Annotated in this window: 22 protein-coding genes and 1 pseudogene; 12 read left to right on the plus strand and 11 right to left on the minus strand. The window is 67.4% G+C overall.

All coding sequences use genetic code 11. The features are described 5' to 3' along the window. Window positions 1-38 precede the first annotated feature (38 nt). Window positions 39-770, plus strand: a complete 732-nt coding sequence (locus tag KY501_RS12100; RefSeq protein ID WP_224363030.1) for a PHP-associated domain-containing protein — start codon at window positions 39-41, stop codon at window positions 768-770. Window positions 771-793: 23 nt separating this feature from the next. Here the strand turns inward: KY501_RS12100 and KY501_RS12105 are convergent, their stop codons facing one another. Continuing rightward, window positions 794-1,567 (minus strand): hypothetical protein, encoded by a 774-nt coding sequence (locus KY501_RS12105; protein ID WP_224363031.1) that lies wholly within the window; start codon window positions 1,565-1,567, stop codon window positions 794-796. Window positions 1,568-1,828: 261 nt separating this feature from the next. Here KY501_RS12105 and KY501_RS53620 point away from each other — a divergent pair, with 261 nt between their 5' ends. Next, window positions 1,829-2,047, plus strand: coding sequence for a hypothetical protein (locus KY501_RS53620; protein WP_304608612.1), 219 nt, complete (start codon window positions 1,829-1,831; stop codon window positions 2,045-2,047). A gap of 74 nt (window positions 2,048-2,121) precedes the next feature. Here KY501_RS53620 and KY501_RS53625 read toward each other — a convergent pair. Next, window positions 2,122-2,220, minus strand: a pseudogene (locus KY501_RS53625) (FmdB family zinc ribbon protein); the annotation flags it as partial. 12 nt (window positions 2,221-2,232) lie between these two features. Beyond that, the gene (locus KY501_RS12115; RefSeq protein WP_309242958.1) at window positions 2,233-3,426 is read right to left on the minus strand and encodes a hypothetical protein; all 1,194 of its coding nucleotides are present in this window, start codon (window positions 3,424-3,426) and stop codon (window positions 2,233-2,235) included. A 323-nt stretch (window positions 3,427-3,749) separates the two neighbouring features. Here KY501_RS12115 and KY501_RS12120 point away from each other — a divergent pair, with 323 nt between their 5' ends. Continuing rightward, complete coding sequence (locus tag KY501_RS12120) at window positions 3,750-4,172, plus strand: Fur family transcriptional regulator (protein WP_224363394.1); 423 nt, start codon at window positions 3,750-3,752, stop codon at window positions 4,170-4,172. Between the two features lie 3 nt (window positions 4,173-4,175). Beyond that, a complete protein-coding gene (locus KY501_RS12125) occupies window positions 4,176-4,688 on the plus strand; it encodes a TlpA family protein disulfide reductase (RefSeq protein ID WP_224363034.1) in 513 nt (170 codons plus the stop codon). Between the two features lie 25 nt (window positions 4,689-4,713). On the opposite strand, the gene KY501_RS12130 is transcribed toward KY501_RS12125, so the two are convergent. After that, entirely contained in the window at window positions 4,714-5,283 is a 570-nt protein-coding gene (locus KY501_RS12130; RefSeq protein WP_224363035.1) for a hypothetical protein, read from the minus strand. 93 nt (window positions 5,284-5,376) lie between these two features. Here KY501_RS12130 and KY501_RS12135 point away from each other — a divergent pair, with 93 nt between their 5' ends. Further along, window positions 5,377-5,661: an FtsB family cell division protein gene (locus tag KY501_RS12135; protein WP_224363036.1), complete on the plus strand. Its 285-nt coding sequence runs from the start codon at window positions 5,377-5,379 to the stop codon at window positions 5,659-5,661. Further along, window positions 5,658-7,826, plus strand: coding sequence for a sensor domain-containing diguanylate cyclase (locus KY501_RS12140; RefSeq protein ID WP_224363037.1), 2,169 nt, complete (start codon window positions 5,658-5,660; stop codon window positions 7,824-7,826). Before KY501_RS12135 ends, KY501_RS12140 begins: the two co-directional genes overlap by 4 nt. 183 nt (window positions 7,827-8,009) lie before the next feature. Here KY501_RS12140 and KY501_RS12145 read toward each other — a convergent pair whose 3' ends face one another. Further along, complete coding sequence (locus KY501_RS12145; protein ID WP_224363038.1) at window positions 8,010-8,282, minus strand: hypothetical protein; 273 nt, start codon at window positions 8,280-8,282, stop codon at window positions 8,010-8,012. Between the two features lie 230 nt (window positions 8,283-8,512). Here KY501_RS12145 and KY501_RS12150 point away from each other — a divergent pair, with 230 nt between their 5' ends. After that, the gene (locus tag KY501_RS12150; RefSeq protein ID WP_224363039.1) at window positions 8,513-9,442 is read left to right on the plus strand and encodes an alpha/beta hydrolase family protein; all 930 of its coding nucleotides are present in this window, start codon (window positions 8,513-8,515) and stop codon (window positions 9,440-9,442) included. Window positions 9,443-9,452: 10 nt separating this feature from the next. On the opposite strand, the gene KY501_RS12155 is transcribed toward KY501_RS12150, so the two are convergent. From KY501_RS12155 to KY501_RS12165, 3 genes are read right to left on the minus strand one after another with little or no spacing between them, the layout of a single operon-like run. Beyond that, window positions 9,453-11,012: a response regulator gene (locus tag KY501_RS12155; RefSeq protein WP_224363040.1), complete on the minus strand. Its 1,560-nt coding sequence runs from the start codon at window positions 11,010-11,012 to the stop codon at window positions 9,453-9,455. Further along, window positions 11,009-11,473 carry a response regulator gene (locus KY501_RS12160; protein ID WP_224363041.1) on the minus strand — a complete coding sequence of 155 codons (465 nt, stop codon included), beginning with the start codon at window positions 11,471-11,473 and terminating at the stop codon, window positions 11,009-11,011. The genes KY501_RS12155 and KY501_RS12160 overlap by 4 nt, the downstream gene beginning before the upstream one ends. Beyond that, entirely contained in the window at window positions 11,470-13,077 is a 1,608-nt protein-coding gene (locus KY501_RS12165; protein WP_224363042.1) for a sensor histidine kinase, read from the minus strand. The genes KY501_RS12160 and KY501_RS12165 overlap by 4 nt, the downstream gene beginning before the upstream one ends. 540 nt (window positions 13,078-13,617) lie before the next feature. Between KY501_RS12165 and KY501_RS12170 the strand changes: the two genes are divergently transcribed. Genes KY501_RS12170 through KY501_RS12180 form a run of 3 tightly spaced genes read left to right on the plus strand, consistent with a single transcriptional unit; the run spans window position 13,618 to window position 17,460 of the window. Next, complete coding sequence (locus KY501_RS12170; RefSeq protein ID WP_224363043.1) at window positions 13,618-14,700, plus strand: hypothetical protein; 1,083 nt, start codon at window positions 13,618-13,620, stop codon at window positions 14,698-14,700. A 16-nt stretch (window positions 14,701-14,716) separates the two neighbouring features. Then, window positions 14,717-16,192, plus strand: coding sequence for a PKD domain-containing protein (locus KY501_RS12175; protein ID WP_224363044.1), 1,476 nt, complete (start codon window positions 14,717-14,719; stop codon window positions 16,190-16,192). Further along, window positions 16,189-17,460: a tetratricopeptide repeat protein gene (locus tag KY501_RS12180; protein ID WP_224363045.1), complete on the plus strand. Its 1,272-nt coding sequence runs from the start codon at window positions 16,189-16,191 to the stop codon at window positions 17,458-17,460. The genes KY501_RS12175 and KY501_RS12180 overlap by 4 nt, the downstream gene beginning before the upstream one ends. A gap of 4 nt (window positions 17,461-17,464) precedes the next feature. On the opposite strand, the gene KY501_RS12185 is transcribed toward KY501_RS12180, so the two are convergent. Beyond that, entirely contained in the window at window positions 17,465-18,223 is a 759-nt protein-coding gene (locus tag KY501_RS12185) for a CsgG/HfaB family protein (RefSeq protein ID WP_224363046.1), read from the minus strand. Window positions 18,224-18,247: 24 nt separating this feature from the next. Here KY501_RS12185 and KY501_RS12190 point away from each other — a divergent pair, with 24 nt between their 5' ends. Continuing rightward, window positions 18,248-20,572 carry a hypothetical protein gene (locus KY501_RS12190; RefSeq protein ID WP_224363047.1) on the plus strand — a complete coding sequence of 775 codons (2,325 nt, stop codon included), beginning with the start codon at window positions 18,248-18,250 and terminating at the stop codon, window positions 20,570-20,572. 65 nt (window positions 20,573-20,637) lie between these two features. Here KY501_RS12190 and KY501_RS12195 read toward each other — a convergent pair whose 3' ends face one another. After that, entirely contained in the window at window positions 20,638-21,366 is a 729-nt protein-coding gene (locus KY501_RS12195) for a hypothetical protein (RefSeq protein ID WP_224363048.1), read from the minus strand. 155 nt (window positions 21,367-21,521) lie between these two features. On the opposite strand from KY501_RS12195, the gene KY501_RS12200 reads away from it, so the two are divergent. After that, window positions 21,522-22,493 carry an MBL fold metallo-hydrolase gene (locus KY501_RS12200; RefSeq protein ID WP_224363049.1) on the plus strand — a complete coding sequence of 324 codons (972 nt, stop codon included), beginning with the start codon at window positions 21,522-21,524 and terminating at the stop codon, window positions 22,491-22,493. Window positions 22,494-22,558: 65 nt separating this feature from the next. Here KY501_RS12200 and KY501_RS12205 read toward each other — a convergent pair whose 3' ends face one another. Then, the gene (locus KY501_RS12205; protein WP_224363050.1) at window positions 22,559-23,107 is read right to left on the minus strand and encodes a hypothetical protein; all 549 of its coding nucleotides are present in this window, start codon (window positions 23,105-23,107) and stop codon (window positions 22,559-22,561) included. Window positions 23,108-23,266: the final 159 nt, after the last annotated feature.

A 23,266-nucleotide genomic window follows, 5' to 3' on the forward strand; every position in this document is an offset into this window, starting at 1 on the left:
TCGACAGGCTCCGGCGAGCCTGTTAGGGAGCGGCGCCCATGCTGATCGACCTGCACGCGCACACACATCTCTCGAAGGGCTGTGACCTGGACCCGCGCGCCGTGCTCGAGCGGGCGGCGCTGTTCGGCCTGGATGGCGTCGCCTTCACGGAGACGAACACCCAGGACGGCTGCGACGAGCTGTTCGACATCGGCGCGAAGTCCAAGCTCAAGGTGTTTGTCGGGTTGGAGCTCATCACCGACAAGGGCCAGTACCTGTGCTTCTTCCCGAAGCCGGAGCTGGCGCCCGAGCCCGTCCAGATGTGGGGCAGCAACCGGGAAAAGCCCTGGAGCGCCGCCGAGTGCCTGCCCAAGGTGAAGGCCCTGGGTGCGGCGATCGTCGCGGCCCGTCCGTACGATAGGGATTTCCCCAATCCGCCCATGGACTTCATCCGCTCGCTCAACGTGTTGAGCGCGGTGGAGGGCTACAACGCCAAGGTGAAGCAGACGGCCAACGATCTGGCCGTGGAGGCCGCCGAGGCGCTCAAGCTCCCCTGCACGGGTGGCAGCGATGCGCGCGGTTCGCTGGACGAGGTGGGGCGCGGCGCCACCTTCTTCAAGAACCCGATCGCCAACCAGGCGCAGCTCGTGGCGGAGATCCTCAAGGGCGAGTTCTGGCCGGTGATGGCCGGTGAACTGCCCCGGCTGACCCGTCCCGGAGAGGCCCAGGCGGGCAAGGGCGGTGGCAAGCGGGGCGGGGGTGGAGGCGGCAACCGCCGTCGCCGCCGCTGATCTCGGAGGCCCCGGAGGCCCGTCTACTTGGGAGTCTTGGCGGGCGCCGTGAGCTTCGAGCCCGGGGACAGGTTGAGCGGGGGCGAGGCGCCCTCCTCGACTCGGACGAGCCGGCCATCGGTCAGGAAGGCATGGCGCCGGCCGCTCGGGTAGATCCACTCCTCGTTATGAACGCTGCCCTCGAGCGTGCGCTTGATCGTCTCGGGGTAGCCCCAGGCCATCTCCAGCGCCTCGGCGGGCATGTCCTGCACCGTCTTCTTCTGCCGGATGGCCTCGCGCACGGGCTCGCTGAAGGAGGCGATCTTCGTGGCGGGATCCTGGGTGGGCAGCGTGCGATCCACCTCCGCCAGGAACTCCTCGCGCTTCTGGAGGTGGGGCGGCAGCACGAGCACCAGCGGTGGGCCCTTCGGCGCGCCTTCGACGTCCACGTACACCCAGGGCCAGGTGCGCGGGGAGTAGAGGATGCGCTCGGTGACGGCCCACGCGGTGGGGAACTCCACCTGGCGGATGCGCACCTTGGCGCCAGCGGGCACGGTGGCCTCGATGCTGCCCGGGTGGATCGTCTTCCCCTGCGTATCGTTCAGCAGGAGCACGTCCTCGGGTGGGTAGGGCGTGAGCAGCCGCTTGGAGGCGTCCCCGAAGAAGGGGGTGATGTACATGGAGAGGCGCAGGAACCGGTCCGCCTCGGGGCCCGTGAGCGTGTGCTCCAACGAGGCGCGATCTTCCGGCGCGATCTGCGTGTGGGACTTGCAGCCCGATCCAAGCAGAGCGAGGAGAACGGCGAGCAGTCTCTTCACGAGGGCCTCCCGAGGCGTGAGCGCATGAGCGGCCCTGCTTAGCTCAGCGGGAAGCTTGCGTCAGCGGCTCGCTGGTGCGGTTGAGCGCGTGACACCCGCGCTGAGGAGGGCACACGGGGCCGCGTCCCTCGGGATCGGGGACGAGCAGGAAACGGCCCAGGCCTCTCGCGTCCGTCAGCTCCGGGTGACCGCACAGGGCACAGCGCCGAGGAGGGCGCTTGGATGGTGGAAAGGGCACGGGGCGGAGTGTGTTCCGCCCTCATGCCCCCCGCCAGTTTCCAGCCGGGCTACTTGCTCGCGGCCGCGGTTGCCGGCGCTGGAGAGCTGGTGCTCGAACTGCTCGTGGAACTGGTGCTGGAGCTGCTCGTGGAGCTGGGGCTCGAACTGGTCGTGGAGCTGCTGCTCGAGGACGACGCGCTTGAGGACGAGGACGAGCTCGAATCCGAGCTGCTGGAGCCGTCCTTCTTGGAGGAGCTGTAGAGATCGGCGTACCAGCCGCCGCCCTTGAGGACGAAGCTGGAGCGGCTGACGAGCTTTGTCAGCGAGCCCGCGGCTCCACACTCGGAGCACGTCTCGGGCGTCGGATCGCTGACCTTCTGCAGCACGTCGATGACCTTGCCGCAGCTCTGACAGGAGTACTCGTAGATGGGCATGATGGAACCTCGTCAGGGCAATGATTGATCGGAGTTGAGCTGCTCTCGCAGCGAGCCAGCCAGCCCCAGGCGCTCGATGGCGCGCAGGACCAGTTCTTGAGGAGCGCCGTGCTTGCGAGCCACGGCGAGGGAGAGCCCCGGCAGATCCCGAGCGCCCGGGAGCTCATCCCGCACGAGCCCTTCCAGCTCTCGGCGGAGCGAGTCCGTGAAGCGCTTCTTGATCCCCAGATCCGCCAGATACTTGTCGCGGCCGAGCAGATCCAGTCGCTGGGTGAGGTGACGCGCGCCGAGCGCCTCGCGGCGGAAGCGCTCGCGGATCTCCTCCACCTCCGGCTCGATCCCGAGCGAGCTGACGAGCCGCTGCAGCTCCGAGGGGCTCAGCCCCAGGGCCCACCCCACGCGGCCGGCCGCGCCTCGCTGATCGGTGTACGCGGCGAGGATGCCCTGCCGCTCCTTGGCGGAGAGCGCCTCCTGCAACTCGTGGCGGCGCAGCACGCTGTCCAGATCCACCAGGGTCAGCTCGCCCTTGGCGCCGTTGTAATGCTCGGCCAGGGACTTCAGGAGCGAGAAGCGGTGATCATTCTGCGCCACCGCCGAGTCCAGGATGTCCTTGCCCTCGGTGCGCAGCAGCGTCTGGTAGCCGCCCTTGGGCGCCGCCACCTGCGTGAAGCGGCCTCGAGGCTTGGGCAGATCCCGCTTCAGGAAGCGCGGCTCGGACTCCGGCGACTCCTCCTGATCGAACTCCGACTCGCGGCCCAGGGGACGCTTCCGGGGCGCAATGCGCTCCTGGACGGACTCGGTCTCCTGGCGAGCGGCCTTGCCCCCCTTGGCTCGGCCAGCCTCCTCGGGCTCGCCGGCCGGAGCCGGACGCGGGGGAGGCGGCGCGAAGGTGGGAACCTCCAGCGCGACGGGCGCGGCGACCACGGGCGTCTTCTCCTCGCGCACCCGGGCCAGCTCCTGGACAATCTCGTAGTACCCGCACGCCTGGCGCTGGGAGGCCAACGCGGGCGCCGTGCCCCGGAGGATGTCCACCACCGCGAAAGGCCCGAGCGGGGAGACCTCCGGCTCGGTGTCGGTCAAGGTGCGCACCCGGAAATCTTCGTCCTCGGTGATCAGCGCGAGCGCTTCACGGACTTCGGTCGGGGACGCCATCGCCTTGGCGCGGCGACAGAAGTCGGAGACGGCTACTGCTACCGGGGTCGGCACATCATCAGGCTGCCGTCTTCTCTGCCATTGACTATTCATGGAGAAACTTGCGGAAAAATGCTGATTTACGAGAGGCGATGCCTCTATCTTTCGCTGCGGACGGGTGTCAATGAGCCTGACGGTCTCCAATGTAAACAGCCAGGTGCTGGCGCAAGTCCAAGTGTATCTCTGGCCGCAGCTCGAGCAGGCAACCCGTCCTTCGACGGGTAGGCGGAGGTGGCGCGATGGGGGTTAGGACACGTGAAGTTCTGGAGGCTTACCTGCCTGAGGGAGGTGCTTTACCCGTGAACGAGGAGTCGAAGGAGGCGGTCCTCAACCGCTACATGGCGCAGCATGGGCTGAAGAGCACCCGGCAGCGCAGCTTGATCATCGACACCTTCTTCTCCATCGGCGGACACCTGTCCGTGGAGGAGCTCTGGAGCAGGGTCCGCGAGCAGGACACCAAGGTGTCCGTGGCGACGGTGTACCGGACCATGAAGCTGCTCAACGACTGCGGGCTGGCCCACGCGCGCAACTTCGGCGACGGGCAGACGCGGTACGAGGCGGCGGCCGGCCGCGAGCACCACGATCATCTCATCTGCACCCGCTGCGGGCGCATCGTCGAGTTCGAGAACGATCGCATCGAGGCGATGCAGGATGCGGTGGCGCGCAAGCATGGCTTCACGGTGACGTCCCACAAGATGGAGCTGTACGGGCTGTGCAAGGACTGCCAGCGCCCCGGGTCCACGCCGAAGACCGAGGCCTGAGCCGTGCTGGGCCGGGTGTTCGCATGTGCCGCTCTGGTGGGCCTGGCCGGGTGTAAGAGCGGCCCCGAGGCCGTGGAGGCTCCGGGGAATGGCTTCCTGGGAGCACTCGCGTTGCCCGCAGTGGGGCCGCAGCGGCAGGCGGCCACGGATCTCTCCGGACGCGTGGTGCTGGTGAACTTCCTGGCCACCTGGTGCTTCCCGTGCGTGGCGGAGCTGCCCACGCTCGAGGCGCTCCAGAGGGACTTTGGCCCCCAGGGCTTCCAGGTGGTGGGCGTGGGGATGGATCTGGAGGGTGCGCAGGTGCTGGCCCCCTTCGCCGAGCACTACGAGCTGCGCTTCCCGGTGCTGGTGGCGGATGAGCGGATCCGATCGGGGCAGAGCCCCTTTGGAACGATCGGCGCGCTGCCCACTTCGTTCATCCTCGATCGGCAGGGACGGGTGGTGGGCGCCTGGCAGGGAGTGGCCGGACACGAGGCCATGTCCCAGGCCATCGAGAAGACGCTGAAGCGCCGCTGAACCCGCGAAGGAGCCCCTGTCGGGGCTATCGCACATCCGACGCAGGCATGAAGAGCACCCGTCCTCCGGAGCGGCGCTGCTGTGCATGGGCCTCATGGCAGGAGGTCGGCGCGGGCTGCCGGTCGGGAGGCACCCCATCGAGCCAGAGGCGACAGAGGCCCGGCGGCGGCAGGCGGTCGGGAGGAACGCCATCGAAGTTGACCGGCCCGTAGTCGGTCGCACCCACCTCTCCGGTCTGGAAGGAGCGGGCCGAGGTGGCCACGATCACCAACCCCCCAGAGCTGCGCGCCGTCTGATGGGCGTACGGGCAGCTCATCGACGCGGGCTGCCGGTCGGGCGGGAGGTTCCGGTACCAGATCCGGCACAACCCCTGCGGCGGGACGCGGTCCGGCGGGACGTGGAAGTTCGCGGAGGCCGGAGGAGGCGCCGGAGGCTGATGGGGAGGCGGCGGACGGGGATGGGGGTGGCGAGGTGGAGGGCCTGGCGGCGGGGGGGACGGGGCTGGTTGGGGAGCGCGGTGCTCTCGTGCGGGCACCACGATGCAGCCAGTCGAAGCGAACAGCACGGCCAGGAGCAGGACTTGAGAGGTCTTCATGGCGCGTGTTTCTACTGCACCGGGAGTGGGGTGCTACATGTCTGGAGCAGTTTTCTTGCCCCCTCTGAGACCGCTGGTACCTTTCATGGGCTCATGACAGCGCGGAAAAAGTTCCTGGTGGTGGCGGCGGTGCTGGCGGGGGTGCTGTCCCTGGCCTCCGTCGCCGACGCCCGGGGCTTCCGGCGCTACCTGGCGCTGCGGCAGGACGTCGAGTCGCTCCAGGAGCGCAACCGCGCGCTCTCCGAGCAGAACGAGGCTCTGATGCGCGAGATCAACGCCCTGCGCAAGGAGCCCGCCGCCCTCGAGCGCGCTGCCCGTGAGGAGCTCGGTTACGTGAAGCCGGGCGAGATTGTCTTCCACCTGGAGGAGGAGCCATGAACGCGCTCTCGTCCATCCCGTTGATGCCCAAGGTCGTCCGCCACGCGGTGCGCTCGCTGCCCGCGGCGTCCGTTCTCCTGGTCTTCGTGCACCTGGCGCGCAACGGGTTCCGAGGCCTGAACCGCCTGGGATGGACCGAGGCCTTCTTGGTGCTCTTCCTGCTCGTGGGGCTGGGGTTGTCGGCCCTGAGGCGCCTGCGGCGCAGCGCGCTGGGCGCCCCGGTGGAGCTCCGGGACGATCTGGAGCTGGGCGGAGGGCTCATCGCCGCGGCCTTCATCGTGGTGGCCATCGCGGGCGGGGTGCTCTTCCCCATCGTCTACCTGCTGATGGCGTTCCTGGTGGCCTTCCTGCCTCGCAACGCGGGGCTGACGCTGCTGGGCGTGGCGCTGGTGTTCGACGGGCTCGTGACGCTGGGCGCGCCGTCCAAGAGTGGCAACTGGGCTTCGTTCGCCACGCACTCGCTCTTCCTGGCGCTCTTCGCGGGCCTGTACCACCTGGTGCTGTCCGCGCGGATCGCCGCCGCCCGCCAGGCCGAGAACGACGCCGTCCAGAAGCGCATCAAGGAGGTGGAGGAGCGCGCTCGCACCTTCCGCCTCATCAGCTCTGGCACCCAGGACAGCTTCTCGGGGATGAACCAGGACGAGAAGTGGCTGGTGGCCTCGGTGAAGGAGATCGAGGGTGCGGTGGGCGCGGCCCTCGAAGTCGCCGAGACGGCCCTGCGCACCCACACCTGCGCGGCCTTCCTGCTCACCTCGGATGACAAGAGCCTGAAGCTGTATGACTGCCGGTCCACCTCCGAGCGCATCCAGCGCGAGCGCTTCAACGCGGGCGAGGGGATCATCGGCGGGGTGCTCAAGCGCCAGGCGCCGGTGAGGATGAACTCGCCGAACGGGCTCAAGGGCATCACCTATTACGACGGTGGCGCGCCGCAGGTGTCGGCGGTGCTGGCGGTGCCCATCATCGAGGCGGGCGGCCTGGTGCGTGGCGTGCTGGTGGCGGACCGGGTGATGCACGAGCCGTTCTCCGATCAGGACGAGCGGTTGCTGTCCACCATCGCGGGCGAGGTGCTGCGCGCGATGGAGGTCGAGCGGGTGATGACGTACATCCGCAAGAGCCGGGACGAGAAGGATCGGTTCTTCCGCGCCATCGAGGAGCTCAACCGGGCCGGCAGCCCGGAGCAGGTGTTCGTCGCGGTGTTGGAGAGCGCGCGGCAGATCGCCAGCCTGGACTTCTGCGCGGTGACGCTGGTGAGCGAGGTGGAGGGCAAGCGGGTCCACAAGGTGGCGCGGATGACGGGCGTCACGGCGGCGGGCAAGGCGCTCGAGGGCCGCTCCTTCGCGGACAACAACGGGCTGGTGGCCAACGTGGTGCGCTACGGCGCGCCGCTGCCGGGCCGTGACATCAAGGCGATGGACCGGCAGGTCATCTTCGACGAGGAGACGCAGATCCGCGGCCTGGGCGCGCTGAAGATCTTCCCGCTCACGGCGGGCGACCGGATCCTGGGCACGCTGGTGGCGGGCTCTCGCAAGAAGGTGCTGGACCAGGATGTGCTCCGGATGCTGGAGGTGATGGCGATCCAGGCGGCGCAGGCGGTGCTCCGCGCGCAGCTCTTCGAGCAGATGGAGCGCATGGCCACCACGGACGGCCTCACCAGCCTGCTCAACCACCGCACCTTCCAGAGCAAGGCGGACGAGTATCTGGCGCAGTCCAAGCGCTACCAGCGCAAGGTGTCGCTCATCCTCACGGACATCGACCACTTCAAGAGCGTCAACGACACGTACGGCCACCCCATGGGCGACGCGGTGCTGCGCGGCGTGGCGAAGATCCTCCGCGACAAGGCGCGAGACACGGACATCGTGGCTCGCTACGGCGGCGAGGAGTTCGCCATCATCATGCCGGAGACGGATGCCAAGGGCGCGCTGGTGATCGCCGAGCGCATCCGCGAGGCGGTGAAGGCCGAGGTGTTCCAGACCGAGATGGGCCCGCTGAAGGTGACGCTGTCGCTGGGCATCGCCACCGGGCCGGACTACGGCTACGAGAAGCAGCAGCTCATCGACCTGGCGGACCAGTGCCTGTACCACGCCAAGCGCCACGGCCGGAACCAGTCCGTCACGGTGGCGCAGATGCAGGGCGGCAAGAAGCTCCAGGTGGCCGAGGCGGGGTAGCGCGCTGCACGCGGGGGCTGGCCCAGGATGCGCTGGTGGCCTCGCTCGTGGTCGGTCCTCGGGGACTGGAGCACTCGCTACACTGAAAATGAAACCGCCCCCCAGCCGGAGCCAGGGGGCGGAAGACCCGGCGTGCGCCGAGCCATCACCGGAACCCGCGGTCAGCGGGCCCGATGCGGGACATCAGCTGCCGCAGCTCACGGCCCAGGTTCCGTCCTTCACCTTGTCGCAGCTGGCCTTCTCGATACAATCCGCGAGCTTCTCCGCCGCGTCGGCAGCTGCGTCCGTGCACTCCGCGTCATCCCCGTCGTCGTCGCCGTCCGGAAGCGTGATGTCGCACTCCTTGTACTTGTCCTCGAACTTGTTCGCGGCCTTCTCGCACGCATCAGAGCAAGCGGTGGAGAAAACGGTGGCAACACCCAGCAGACCCGCGAACACAAGCTTCTTCATCGACATGTCATCCCCCTCCAGGGGCTTTTGGTAGGGCTTGGGAAACTCCAGCCCCCCTGTGGGTCCTTGCCGCGCAATGGCCAGCAAGGACTGGGTCGCACTTCACCCTGATTCAAATGAATCGTCCAGAACTCACCAGGGCATGGCCCCAGGGGTCGACCCAGGCCGCAACTTCCATTCCCTCATTTCGAGAATGTAGAAACGAGACGTACTTCGACCCCTTCAGGATTCCCCCCATGAGCCTCATCCAACGCGGCCTCAACCTCCTCCAACGCGTCCAAAGTGACGTCCAGCGCACCGTGGACAAGGCGCAGAGCGCCGTCAGCACCGCGGGCAAGGCGGTCCACCAGGGAGAGCAGAAGCTCGAGCAGTTCGTGGACGGCTTCGAGAACCAGGTCCAGCAGAAGGCGGGTCTGCTGGGAGGCCTGTTCGGCGGGAGCAAGCCGGACCTGGCATTCGACGGCAAGCTGGTGGGCGCGGGGGGCCAGACGTTCGCCCCGGGCACGCCGCTCAACCAGCTCCCGGGCGTGACGCCGAAGAACAACCCCAACCCCTCCGAGACGATCCTCTACGTCAACGGCATCGGCGACGACAAAGACAAGCAGGCCCGTAGCCTGCAGACGATCGCGGACACCACGGGCGCGAAGCTCATCGGCGTGCACAACGCCACCGAGGGAATGGCCGCCGACGTGCTCCAGTGCGTGAAGGACAAGCTGGACAAGGGCACCAACCCCGCGGTGGACACGCTGGCGGACACCCTCTACTCGGAGCTGAAGGCGGGGCGTTCGGTGCACGTGATGGGGCACAGCCAGGGCGGCCTCATCACCAGCCGCGCGCTGAACCATGTGGCCAACCGGCTGCGCCTGGAGGATGGGCTCTCGAAGGCGGACACCGAGAAGCTGCTGAGCAACGTGAAGGTGGAGACGTTCGGCGCTGCGGCCTGGTCCTACCCGGACGGGCCTCAGTACGTGCACTACGTGAATGGCAAGGATCTGGTCCCCGGACTGTTTGGCCTGGGAGAGCACAACGTCTTCGATCACGCCGGCAAGGATGCCGTGGTGCGCCGCTTCGACTTCGGCAGCAACCCGGGCCAGGCCCATGCGCTGGGAGAGGCCTATCTGCCCAACCGCGTCCCGTTCGAGGAGGCCCGCGCCGGCAAGGCGTAGGCCGCGCCCGCTACGACGAGGAACTGGAGAGCAGTTCCTCGCGGGCCCCGAGCGAGGAGCTCAGCTTCGGCAGCCCCTCCAGCATGGAGAACAGCCGCTGGATGTCGAGCGGCTTGTCCATGCAGGGATTGCGCGCCGTGCTCAGGAAGGCGCGCGTCTCCTCCGTGAAGGCGCCTCCCGTCATGAAGATGACCCGCCGGGCCTGCTCGGGAGCCAGCTGCTCCAACTCGTGATGGAACTGGGCCCCGCTCATCTCCGGCATCATCAGATCGCAGAGGATGGCGTCGAAGCGGCGGCCGGAGGTGATGAGCGCCAGCGCATCCTGGGCGCGGTCGAACGTGGTGACCTGGTGCCGTGAGCTCAGCAGCCGGCGCAGGGCCTTGCCCACCGCCGCCTCGTCATCGAGCACCATCACTCCCAGCCCCTTGCGGGAGTCCTTCGCCTTCACCTCCTGAGCGTCCTCCTGCTCCCGGGCCACGCGCAGATGGATCCAGAACGTGCTGCCACGGCCCGGTTCGCTGTCCACGCCGATGGTGCCGTCCATCTCGGATACGAGCCGCCGGCAGATGGACAACCCCAGCCCGGTTCCCACCCCCACCGGCTTCGTGGTGAAGAAGGGCTCGAAGATCCGCTCGCGCAGCTCCGCCGGAACGCCTGCCCCGGTGTCGCGGATCTCCACGCGGACCTTGTCGCCCAGGTGGCGGGTCACCACCCGGATCTCATGATCGTCCCTGTGGCCCTCGGGGATCGCCTGGGCCGCGTTGATGATGAGGTTGAGGAAGACCTGTCCCAGCCGCGCCTCGCCGCCGTGGACGCGGGGAATCTCCCCGTAGTCCTTCACGAGCCGGGCCCGGTGGAAGAGCTGGTTGTGCGCCATGCGCAGGGCTGAATCCAGCACCCGGTGCAGATCCGTCGGGCCGAAGTTCTGCCCCTCGGGCCGCGAGAAGATCTTGATGTCGCGGATGATGTCTCGGATGAGCCCGGTGCAGGCATACGCGTCCCGCAGTGCCTGCTGGAACTCGCCGGAGCCGGACTCCTGCTGGGCATGGGTGAGGCTGAACTCCAGATTCATCATCACCGAGGCGAGCGGGTTGTTCAGCTCATGGGCCACGCTGGCGGCGAGCATGCCCAGCGAGGCCAGCCGATCCGACAGCATCAGCTGCTCCTGCATCTTCCGGCGCTCGGCGCGCAGCTCCGCCTCGCGCAGCTCGCGGGCCACCGCCGGGCCCAGCCGCCCCAGCCGATCCTTGAGCACGAAGTCGTGGACACCCGCCTTCATCGCCGCCACCGCCACGTCCTCGCCGATCTTCCCGGACACGATGAGGAACGGGACGTCCAACCCCTTCTGCCGCAGGACGGAGAAGGCGCTCAGCCCATCGAAGTGGGGCAGCGCGTAGTCCGCGATGATGACATCCCACTTCCCGGAGCCCAGCGCGCGCTCCAACTCGTCACGCGTCTCGACGCGGGTGTGGGAAACCTCGTAGCCGCTGCGCCGCAGCTCGCGCAGCAGCAACAGGGCATCATCCTCGGAATCTTCCACCAGGAGCAGTCGAAGGGGGTGTGCGCTCATCCCGTACCTCTCATGGCGCGGGGCGCGGGCTCGTTGAGGACGAGCCAGTACATGCCCAGTTGCCGTACCGCCTCGAAGAACTCGGTGACGCCCACCGGTTTGCGCACGTAGCTGTTGACGCCCAGCTCGTAGCTGCCTTCGAGGTCCCGCTCCTCGTTGGAGGAGGTGAGCATCACCACGGGTAGCTTCCGGGTGCGCTCATCCTCGCGGATACGGCTCAGCACGGCGAGCCCGTCGAGCTTGGGGAGGTGGATGTCGAGCAGGATGACCTGGATCTGGATGTATGGATCACGGTTGGCATGGGTCCCTTCGACGAAGATGTAATCAATCGCCTCGGCCCCGTCACGCACGACGACGATGGGGTTGCGGATATTGCTCTTGCGCAGGGCCCGCAGGGTCAGCAGTTCGTCGTCGGGATTGTCCTCGACGAGCAGGATCACGCGATTCTGGGCCTCGGTCATGGGGTCGCTCCAGGGGGGACGGTGGTAGCGGGTGGCAGAGGGAGCTCGTTCAGCGTGAAGAAGAAGCAGGCCCCGCGCCCGGGTTGCCCCGTGCCCCAGATGCGCCCTCCGTGGCGGCGGATGATGCGCTGTACGGTGGCCAGGCCCACGCCGTTGCCCTCGAACTCTGCTTGGGAATGCAGCCGCTGGAAGACGCCGAACAACTTGTCTCGGTACGCCATGTCGAAGCCGGCGCCATTGTCCTTGACGAAGTAAGTGCGAATTCCTCGTTCTGGAGACACCCCGAACTCGATCTCGGCCACGGGGCGTTCGCGGGTAAATTTCCAGGCATTGCCCAGCAGGTTCTCCAGCACGGAGCGCAGCAGTTGCTGATCGCCCTGGTCCACGAGCCCCTCCTGCACGGTGAAGCGCACGGTGCGATCGGGGAACTGGGCCTGGAGCAGATCTCCGATGGAGCGGGCCAGGGCGGACAGATCGCACCGGCTGGCCGCCAGGGTCGTCCGGTTGACCCGAGACAGTGACAGGATGCCGTCGATGAGTTCGGCCATGCGCCGGGCGCCCCCGTGGATGCGCCGGAGGTAGTCCAGCCCCACCGCATCCAGGCGATCGGCGCAGTCCTCCGTCAGCGCGTCGCTGAAGCTGGCGATGCTGCGCAGTGGGGCTCGCAGATCATGCGCCACGGAGTAGGCGAAGGCTTCCAACTCGCGGTTGGAGAACTCGAGCTGGGCGGTGCGCTCGGCGATGCGCCGCTCGAGCTCCGCGTTGAGCTTGCGCACCTCCTCCTCGGCGTTCCGGCGCGCGGTGATGTCGGTGACCATGGCCAGCGCGCCCAAGTAGCTGCCCTGGTGATCGACGATGGGGGAGGTGGAGATGCTCGTCCAGATGAAGGTGCTGTCCTTGCGCTGGAGCTTGAAGTCATGGACCTCCGTGACGCCCTGGCGGCGATGCTCGACCTTCTGCTGGGCGAGTTGCCGGCCTTCATCGTCCATGAAGGTGAAGATGGGCCGCCCCAGCATCTCCTCCACCGTGTATCCGAGCATCTCCGCCAGGAACCGGTTGACGTAGGTGGTGCGGCTGGCCGCGTCGATGGTCCAGATGCCTTCACGGGCCGTCTCCACCAGGAGCTCGAAGCGCTCCTCGGTGCGGCGCTTCTCCTCCTCGTTCTCGCGGGTCTTGCCCATGTCCCTCACCAGCGACATGCCGCCGATGACCTGGCCCTGCTCATCGCGCAGCGGGACGCAGTCGCAGCGCATGTGCCGGCCCTGGGGCACGTTCACGTTGCGAATGAACATGTCCACATCTCGGATCACCTCGCCCTTCAGCGCCCGCCAGATGGGGAGCTGATCGACGGGAAAGGGCGTCTTCTCGTCCGCTCGGAAGATGCCCAGCGTGTGCCATTCCGAGGGAGCTACACCTGAGGCGCCCACTCCGAACAGGTGCTCGGCATAAGGGCTGGTGTAGATGAAGTTGCCCGCCGCGTCCGCGATGGAGACGCCTTCCGAGATGTTGTTCAAAATGGAACGGATGAGCTGCCGGTGCCGGACGTGGAAGAGCTCTTCATCCAGCTGAGCCGCGCGAACCGCGGAAGAGGGCGTGGAGCTCATGGAGCCCTCCGGGCAGCCACGCGGGGAGTGGCTTCTTCTGAGCGAACGGATGGGCGCGAGCACACCGGTGCTCGAAGGTGGTGTCTGGATTGTGGCATGCCCCCCCCAAGGAACCGAGGCTCCTGCACAATACCATACGGAAGTCTGAACGTGATTCTCACGGGGGAGGATTGTCGGTGCTCGTCAACCTCTTTCCAAGAAGCGGAGGCTTCGCCCCGAGACTTCCGCATTATGAAATGGACGCGGTGTCATGAGCGACCTGGCTGCGGAGCGGGGGCTTGCTCGACAGGTCCGCTGTTGCACGTGCTCGTTTTCGAGACAGACAGGTCCAGGTAGCGGACCGCGCTGGAAGGGGAGCCGCCGCACTCGCCAGACAGTCGCGGAGCCAACGTCGAAAAACAGGGTGATCCTGTTTTGATGAGGATGACTCGGTGCGGCGAGATCCTTGGCTTGCAAGCTAGTGTGTCAGGGATACACAATCCGCGCTCTTCAAACCTCTTGGATTGCTCGGCTTTCCCCTGTCCCGTGGAGGGATGATTCATGATGAGACTTGCTGTGAAGACCATCCGCTCGGCTGCCTTCCTGGTCGCCGCCCTGGCCGCGCCCGCGGTGTTGGCGGGAGCTTCGGATACCTCGGATGTGGCGTGTGGCAGCACCGCCGCGGGGTGGAATGTGCCCAACGGCGCGATTGTCCTCAGCCGTGGAGGTGGCGGAGGTCCCGTGACGGCGGTGCTGGACGCGGTAGGCGAGTACCGGACGCACTCCATGTTCTCGCACGGCCCGGGCGGAGATGTGACGCACGAGACGATGTACACGCCGGGCACCAACGGCTGGCCGACCTACTGCAGCACGCCGTTGAAGGTGGGCGAGCTGGCGTCGGGCTATCCCGGAGCGGCTCGTATCAACCAGGGCGGCATCTATCAGTATCTCTATGGCGGCGGCGGGTCGCTCCAGTACCTCTCCTACCAGCGCAGCCGCACCTCCGCCGGGTATGACACCAAGGGCGAGACGGTCTCCAACTGGCTGCTCACGTCGATGCCGACGGTGGCCACCGCCTCCAAGCAGAACGGGGGGCTGACGTTCCAGCGCTACAAGGGGCCCAACGGCAGCACCCTCAACTACGTGCTCTATCAGTACCGGGATCTCGAAGGCGTGAACGTGGGCGGCGCCGGTTGGAACAACGGCATGGTGTGCTCGACGCTGATCTCCCACGCGCAGTACCGCGCGGGCTTCCCGGCGATCGATGCGTATGTCTACAACCACTCGCTGTTGCAGACGGCGGGCAACTCGCTCTACAGCTCCGTGGAGAACGAGTGCAACACGGGCCTGGGCTTCTGGAAGGGTATCGGCTCGACGGTCACCTGCTTCGAGAACATCTGTGACGACGCCGGCCGCCAGGTCCGCAACTGTATGTCCGCGGGCCGCTGCGACACGGATGACAGCGGCGTGTGGAACACCATCTCCAACAACGCGGCCACCGTGGCGCGGTCCATCAGCCCGGATCGTCTGGGCGGCTGGAGCGGCCACCCTTACACTGGCTCAGGCGTGAGCCTGTGGGCCGCGGACACCTCGAACACGATCCAGTGGAACTCGGGCGGCAACGTCTACGGGTGCTGGTTCTAAGGACTGAGCAGTGAGCGTGAGCAGGAGACGGAAGGCGGGAATCGCTGCGCTCGGCGCGTGCGTGCTGGTGGCGTTGATCGCGTGGCTGTGGCCGGGGGACACGCCTCCGGAGGCAGCCCTCCCTCCACCCCCGGCCTTGCCGGGGCCGAAGCAGGCGGAGACCTCTCCGCCTCCTGCTCCGCAACCCGCGCCTCCGCCCGAGGCTGCCCCGGCGAAGGTGGCGGAGATCCCCGTGGATCCCGCCGCCCCGGTGGTGGACGAGGTGACCGTCGAGAAGACGGAGGTGTGCGAGGGCGAGGAGAACCTGGTCACCGTCCGGGCTCACACCCCGGATGGGACGGATCCCTTCCTGCACTATGTGATTGGCGGCCGACAGGGCCCGCGGGTGCCGGTGCGCTCGTGGATCGCGGATGACGGCGAGTCGCCGAAGCTCCAGGTGCAGGTGTTCGGCAAGGACAACGTCGTCACGACGGTGGACGTGCCGGCCTTCACGGTCAAGTCATGCAAGCCTGAGCGGATGGCGTTGATCATTTCGAACCTGCGGGCGAACACGTGGGGCGAGTTCGATTTCGAGGTGAAGCTCACCGAGAATCCGGCGCCGGGCAATGCGTCCTTCGTCCCGTTCCAGCCGCGCTCCTACGAGTGGTCCTTCGGTGACGGGGAGACGGCCACCACGGATCGGCCCTTTGTCACCCACAGCTTCGAGAACCGGAAGCAGGATGCGCTGTTCTCCAACATGCTCGTCGAGGTGAAGGTGCGCGGCAACGCGGACGAGCCGGTGCTGGGGCGCACCTCTATTCAGATGTTGAACCCGGCCTTCGAGGATCTGGCGACCAAGGGCGTGGTGACGCTGCTGGTGCAGCTCACGCCGCGCTTCCCGGAGATGGGCAGTGATGGGGTGGTGCGGCAGCGGGTCCGGTTGTTCCACATGCGGGACAAGCCCGTGTTCATCCATAATGCGCAGGTGTTCAAGCACCTGAGGAACCCCACGGCGCCTTCGCCGCAGCAGGTAGAGGATCCGTCGGCGCTGTTGGGCACCACCATCATCCCGCCGGGCCGAGGCATCGAGTTCGAGGCGAAGCTGGACACGAACAAGGAACCGGACGTGTTCTCGCTGGAGCATTCTCTGGAGGGCAAAGACTCGGAGGGCTTGCCGGTGCGCGGTACGTTCTCGGTGCTACGTCCGCCGTCTCGCCCCACGAAGGAGAACAGCAATCCGGTGATGGATCCGATGCTGAAGGCGAAGATCATCTCCGCGCGGAAGATCCTCAACCGGCCCTACGTGACGGATGAGGACTTGTGGGCGCTCGAACGTCAGGGCAAGTTCGCCGATATCAACGCACGCTTCCAGAACGAGCAGGGCGCGGCGCGCAGGGATGAGCCGCGCGAGCCCACGAAGGATCCCGGGCCGCCGCCCGAGGGCCCCACGGCCACTCCGGGTGCCAAGGACGAGCCTCGGCCGCACACGCCGCCGAAGCCAGGATCGCGATGACCGAGCTGGAACCGCTGCTCCAGCGCATCGAGCAGCTCACGCCCGCCTTCGGCAGGGCTCGAGATGATCTGACAGCGCTCACCACCCGGGCCCGCCATCAGGACTACAAGGGCGTGTTGCAGAACGCCCGGCTGGTGGTCGAGATGCTGCTGCGCTCATTGGTGACCACTGAGCTGAAGCAGACGCCGGGCAAGGCGATGCTCGACGAGCTGTTGGCCAAGTTCCGGCAGCAGGCCCATGCCGGAGTGGTTCCGACGAACATCCTGGCGCACATGGGGACAGTGCAGGCTTGGGGCAACCTGAGCTCGCATGACCATGCGGGAGGGCTCCACGAGCCTGGGGTGAAGGTCGGTATCGAGGAGGTTGTGACGAGCATCAACTCTCTCGTCGCGATCCTCACCTGGTACAAGGAGCGGTACGTCCAGGAGCCTGTCATTCCGGCGCCGGAAGTGTCTGCTGTGGCTGCTGATACAGCTGCGCAGCCTGGAGGTGGGGGCGCAGCTTCGAGCAAGCGCACGGCGCTCGTGGGCGGGGGGCTCCTCGTGGTGTTGGTGGCGGGACTGGGTGTCCTGGCGCTCCGGGTCGATCCGGTCCCTGAGCTTCGCAAACAGCTGGATGCGATCTCGGCCGAGAACGGTGAGCCGGTGACTCCAGTGGAGTGCCAGGAGCATGACGCGGAAGCGCTCACTGCGCTGGTCACGGTGGCCCCCAAGCTCTCGGAGCGCGCGGTCGCGAAGGATCGGAGTCAGCAGGCCGCCGAGGCGCTCGAGGCGCTCCGGGCCCGGGGGCAGGGGTGGCGCGCGGAGGGATGGTTCCACATGGCCAGGGCGAGCCTCCTGGCGGGCCACCCGGACGCCGCCGCCATGAGTGCGGCGCTCGACTGCAAGGGCTTCGCGGCCGCGGAGAACCTGGCGGGGAGGATGGCGGCGCTCGCCCAGGATTGGAAGGAGAGCGCGGTCCACTATGCGCGTGCCGCGGAGTTGGACGAGCACTTCTGGAAGCCCCGCTTCAACCTGGGGCTCATCCACCTGCAGGCCCAGCACGGGGAGGAGGCCGTTCCGCTGCTGGAGCGCGCGGCGGAACTGGCGCCAGAGGTGGCGGAGGTGTCCCTCTTCCTGGGGCACGCCTATGCGGCGAGAGCCTCGACGGCTCGGGCGGCCGGACGTGAGGCGGAGGCCATGGCGGATCAAGGCCGTGCGAGGGCCGCATGGTGCCGCGCGCGGGATCGAGGCGCTCCGCAGGCGCAGGCTCTCTGCACTCCGCCGTGAGGCATCACTTCATCAGCAAGGCGAGATCCGTGGAGGCGAGCACGAAGTCCGGCTGTTCCTTGAGTACCAGGCTCAGCTCCTGCTTCGCCGTCTCCACGTCCTTGCGGTCCTTGGCGTCCAGGGCTCGGGAGTAGCGCAGGGCGGTCTGGGCGGTGAGCTTGCGCGCCTTGCGCGAGGGCTGGGATGAGCCGGGCGTCTTGGACGGCTCGGAGGCGGGAGGCTTGGAGGGTTCAGGGCTCTGCGCGGCGAGTCCCTCCAGCACCTTGTGGATGTCCTGGGCGAGCTTCTGCTCGAGGGAGAGGAACTCGTCCGCGTTGCCTCGGGCGCTGTGGGCCCGGAGGATGGTGCCCGTCTTCACCTCGACGACACGAGCGGACATGACGAGGAGGCTCGTCTTGTCCATCTGCGTGTCGAAGTAGTCGCCCATGACGAGGTAGCGGGCCCCGACGAGCTGGCCGATGCGGGCGACGGTGGCCTGATCGAACTTGCTGGACTGGCCCAGCTTCAGCTCGTCCAGGATCTCCTGGAGCCGGTCGCGCTCCACGAGTTGCGCGGCGCCGAGGTCGGACAGATCCGAGATGAGCATCTGGGCCAGCCCCTTCTTGAGGACCTCCATCTCGAGGTTCTTGCCGCCATAGCCGAAGTAGAGCACCGCGACCGTGGGCTTGGCGGCGGAGGCGGGCAGAGCGAGGAGCCCGAGGAGGAGGCAGAGCAGACGCAGGGGCGAAGAGGAGAAGGAAGGCACGAAACAGGATTCTGTCATGGAGGCGCCTGTAAGCTGCAACTCATGGATGCAAAGCTGCGACAGGTGGTCGAGGCCCTGTCCCAAGAAGGCCAGGTCGAGTGGACCACCGTGAAACCCACTCCCGGAGAGGAGCCCGCCGAGAGGGAGCTGTACCTCAACGTGGGTGCGAGAGGAGAAGCCCTGCCGGACCACCCGCGCATGCTGTCCTGGAAGCTGCCGCAGTGGGGGAAGCGCTCGGCGCGCTCCACGACGGGCGTGGTGCTGATGGCCGAAGCGGAGTTGGAAGCTTTCTCCCAGGGGCTGAAGCGGAGGCAGTCCGAAGGTGGCCCGATGATGGTCCTGCGCGTCCATGAAGCGACGCTGGACGCGGTCGCGGCGGCGGTGTTGCTGATGCACCGGCTGCTCCATGGCCACTTCCCGGACGGGGCCGAGGCGCTGGGTGAGTACGTGGGAGCCTGGGAGCAGGGCCACACCGAGCTGGCGGGGGAGTACGAGAGCACCCTGGGCTCGGTGTTCTACGCGGGGCTGCGCCTGTGGCCGTCGCGGCAGGGGCGGCCCGCGCGCCAGGTGGTCGAGCTGATGGCCTCCGTGCTGGAGACGGCGCGGACGGCCGCGGAGCTGGCGGTCCTCCCGGCGGCGATCATTCCCCTGTCGATCTCCCGGCGGCTCAAGGCGGACGCACTGCTGTACCGCGCCGAGCTGTCTCGGGCCCAGCGCGTGCAGTTGGACATTCCTCTGAGCGAGGCGAAGGACGCGCCCATGCGGCGGGTGGATGGGCTCTTCCTCTCCTCGTCCCAGGATGTGACGGTGTTGAAGGTGCTGGCCCGGGGCGACACCGAGCACACCCACTATGGGCAGGGCTTCGACTTCATGGCAGTCCACGCTCCCGAGGCGGAGCAGGCCTATTTCCGGCACACCCTCTCGATCGCGCCGGAGCGGGCGGGGACGCTCTCGGATCTGGCGGGGTGGTTGGACACGCTGGAGGGGGAGCAGAAACCGGATGGGACGCCTCGGGCGCGAGGGACGCGGCGCTTCGGGCAGCAGCCCAATGACTATTCGGATCCCTGGTACTCGGATGGCTATGCCGGAGCCGCGGGCCGGTCCACGCTGGTGGCGCCTCCGTATGCAGGGACGCGCCTGACGCGACGGGAACTGTGGGAGGCATTGTGGAACCGGTTCAACGTGGGCCGGAACGTCCGCGTGCTTCGAGCCCACACAGTCTTCGCCAGGCCGTTCCTCTGGAAGGGCCCGCCGACGGACGAACTGCTCCTGGCTCAAGGCTTTCAACGCCGCAACCTCGCCAATCAGGCCGGTGCCTTCCACCCCGCGGTGGCCCAATCCTTCATGGGCGACTCACCGGAGGCGGACGTGGCGCACTACGAGCGCTCGGGGGATGGACAGACGGTCCATGTCTCGGTCTATCCGAATCGGCTGGTCGTGCTGTGGATCGAGCGCTCGAGGACGACCGAAACCTCCTTGTTCGAACTCGCCCAGGAGCAGGCCGCGCTCGTGGAAGGGCGAACGCTGTGGGAGCTGGCGCGGCTCGGTGAGCTGAGCCCCATGCTGGAGCCTCTGGGCCCGGAGCGGTGGTTGGTCTACGGCGCCTACCGCATCTCTCGGGGGCGCTCGTCGATGCTGGATGACTCGCGCTCCATGCAGGGGCTCTTCCACGCTTTGGCCTCGGGGATGGCGCCGACGCTGGAGAGGCTCCCTTCGGAAGCGGCGGCGGAGAGCCGACGGGTGCTGAGGGACGCGGCGGGCGAGACGGAGCACTGGCTGACGCCCACGGGAGGCGCCCGGCTGGAGTTGCTGATCGAGGCAGGGGAGGGGGCGCCGCTGCGGTGCGATCAGGACTTCCTCCTCTTCCTGCTGACCACGGGGCAGCGCTACTCGGCGTTTGAGATCAGCCGGCGGATGGCGGAGGTCGAGCAGCGCTACCGCACCTCACGCTGGCAGAGCCTGCGGCCGGCGCGGAGCGTGCGCTCGGACGTGATGCTGTTCACCAATTCCCTGTGGCACTCACGGGTGGGAGAGGATCCGGACTTCAATGCGCGCTATCTGGCCTGGCACTCGCTCCACGGGCTGCAGGAGACAGTGGCGGCGATGAAGGATCAGGCGTCGGAGCTGGACCAGTACAAGCGGGACCAGTTCGACCGGATGGTGGGGCTGCTGGTGTTCGTCTTCCTGCCGGTGAGCCTGGCATGTGGATTCTTCTCGGGAGCCCAGTTCCAGGATCTCAGTCCCACCGTGGGCATCCCTGGGACGACCACGGGTTGGTTCGTGTTCCTCGGCTACACAGCGGCGTTCACGGTGCTTGTCTTTGGCACGGTGGCACTCGCGCGATTGCTGAGTTGGCGCAGACGGTAGAATGACTCCGCGCCCGCCCGGCGGTGGGCCGTAGGACCCCAGTGGACCTATGGTCGGACCTTCACTCAATCCAAGGGTGCTTTCGAGAAGACAGAACTGGCGGCTCTCGGCGTGATGCGTTGGTAGCGGGCATAGGCGTCCACCAACGCGGAGCGAATGGCCCCCGCCTCCATCGGCCCGTGTCGAGCCACGGCCGCCGCCAGCGCTTCAAGGAGGTACGCCTCAGGCGCCATCAAGGTCCGAGTGAGCGCGACCGGCCGCGCCCCGAGGGACCGCAGCACCGGCCCGAAGAACTGCTCGCTCATGCAGGCCAGGACCACGACTGGACGTGACGCGGCGCCAGGGATGGCGCGGGTCTCGGGAGGAGCTCGGTCCATGAGTCGATCATGTCCAGCCCAGACCACGAGGTCCGCCGAGCTTCCTCCCGCTGCCGCGCTCAGGAAGTCTTCCAGGGCTGTGTCGATCCGGTCCCCTGCGTAGGCATGGAGCAAGAGCCGCACGGTCCGCTCACCCTGGGTAGGAGTGCGCTCGAGCACGAGTTCGCGAAGCACGGCAGCATCGGGTGCCGCGTCCTGGCGGCTCCGCACCCGGAAGCCGGGAGCGCGGGACAGGAAGCGCTCCGCGCCATAGGCTGCGCCCCAGTAGAGGTTCGCCTCCAGGGAGCGAGGCTCACCGGCGGCCGCACGACCACAGGCGATGAGGGAGTTGTCGCACAGCGGCACGAACACCTCGATCTCGATGGTATGGACCGGCGTCGCAGCGAGCAGGCCCAGCAGCCCGAGCGTGAGCACCATGGGAATCCTCCGGGAGTGACCTTCTGAGACGACCGAGGGCGGGGCAGGGTTCCACCCGCGAGCACGGCTGGCGCAACGTAGAGGCCCGCAGTGCGTGCTCCCTTGATGGTCAGTTCCAGTGAACGCGTCGGAGAAGTAGTAGCCTCCAAGCCTTCATGAGACGCCTCCCTCTTCTTCTCCTCGTCCTCGTTTGCGGCTGTAAGGGTGTTCCGCAGGTCCCCGACAAGACGCTCGTCTCTCCCAAGGCGAACACCCCACCCTTGCAGCTCTGCTGGGCGGAGACCGGCAAAACCGAATCCTGGGGAGGCTTCGCGACCGCGGGGATCCACACCACGCCCACCTGGAACGCGACGGCGTCCATTCTCGTCATCCGGCACCCGAAGGGCACCGTGCTCATCGACACGGGCAAGTCGTTCAAGCTCGAGGAGGAGAAGAAGCAGCTCTATCTCGTCGACAGCATCCTCGTGGACCAGATCATGGCTCCGCTCAAGGACGTAGCCACGGCGCCCGAGGCCCTCCAGAAGGTCGGCGAGGATCCCTCGAAGGTGAAGTGGATCCTCCTGACGCACGCGCACGGCGATCACGCGGGAGGCGTCGCGGACCTGCCCGGAGTCCCGGTGCTGGCGCCGAACGAGGAGCTCAACTTCATCCACCAGATGAAGGACGCCCACAGCTTCCACATGTTCCGGGATCAAGCCGAGGCGCTTGAAGCACGGGCAGTGCCGCTGCGCTTCAAGCACGAGCCCTACTCCATCTTCCCCGAGAGCGCCGATCTGTTCGGAGATGGCTCCATCGTCGCGGTGCCTCTGTTCGGCCATACGCCCGGGAGTATTGGCGTCTTCGTCAACGCGGGCCCCAACAAGCGCATCTTCCACGTGGGAGACATCGTCGTGGTGCGTGAGGGCTACGAGCGGCCCGCGCGAAAGGGCGCGTTCCTCGGAGTGACGGATCGGGATCCGGAGCGCGTCGCGTACACCGTGGGGCTGCTCCACCAGCTCCACGAGAAGGATCCCACGCTCACAATCCTCCCCGCGCATGACCGCGACGCTTGGCAGCAGCTCTTCGGCGCCGAGGCCCCCACGTGCCTCCCCGCCCCGAGCAGCGCCTCCTCAGCAGCAAGCCCGTAGGGCGCATCAGGTGTTCACGGTCCCGTCAGCGGTCTGTGAGGACGACACGGACCTATCCGTCGTGTTCACGCCCCGAGTTCTTGCTCCGGCTGCCGTAGCGGCCAGAGCAGGATGGCCATCCGCATGTAGAGCAGCCCCAGGCTCTGCAGCTCTTCCTCGGACAGCTCAATCGCAATGTGCAGGGCACTTCGGGGTGAGACGTCACCACCGATGCTCAGCCGTGCCCGGAAGCGCGGACGCAGAGGGTCTGGAACCGCGCTGGTGATGTCCCGTTTGTTGAGGTCGTCATCGTAGAGGTACGCCCACTCGTGGAGCTGTCGCCGCAGTTCATGCCGCAGCCGGGCCTCGGGCCCGAAGACTTGAAGGCACATCTGGAACAGCTCCGACCCGGCCTCGAAGCCGAGCCCCGCCTGGCCCACGGCGAACAGGGGATCCCCTGCGGCACGCTGGAGGATCTCCCAGGTCTGCTCCTCGTGCGCCTGCTGGAAGAGGCCTCGGGCCGTGAGGTAGCTCTGCATGGAGTCGTGGAAGAAGCGCACCTGGCGGGGTTCATGCCCAGGCCGCAGGTTCGACTCGTCCGGTATCAGGACGCCTGCCCGGAGCAGTTTCTGCATCCGTGCGTGTTCGGGCGCGTTGCGGTAGCGCAGGGCACGGATGCCGTTGGCCCAGTAGGTCCGCAGACAGAGCTCTCCCGCCCAGTCCAGGAGCTCCGTGTCCTCCTCGCCGGTCGTCGTTCCATCAGGGCTGTCGTCCCGACATCGACATCCAGCATC

The sequence above is a fragment of the Hyalangium versicolor genome (assembly GCF_020103695.1).
GTDB lineage: Bacteria > Myxococcota > Myxococcia > Myxococcales > Myxococcaceae > Hyalangium > Hyalangium versicolor.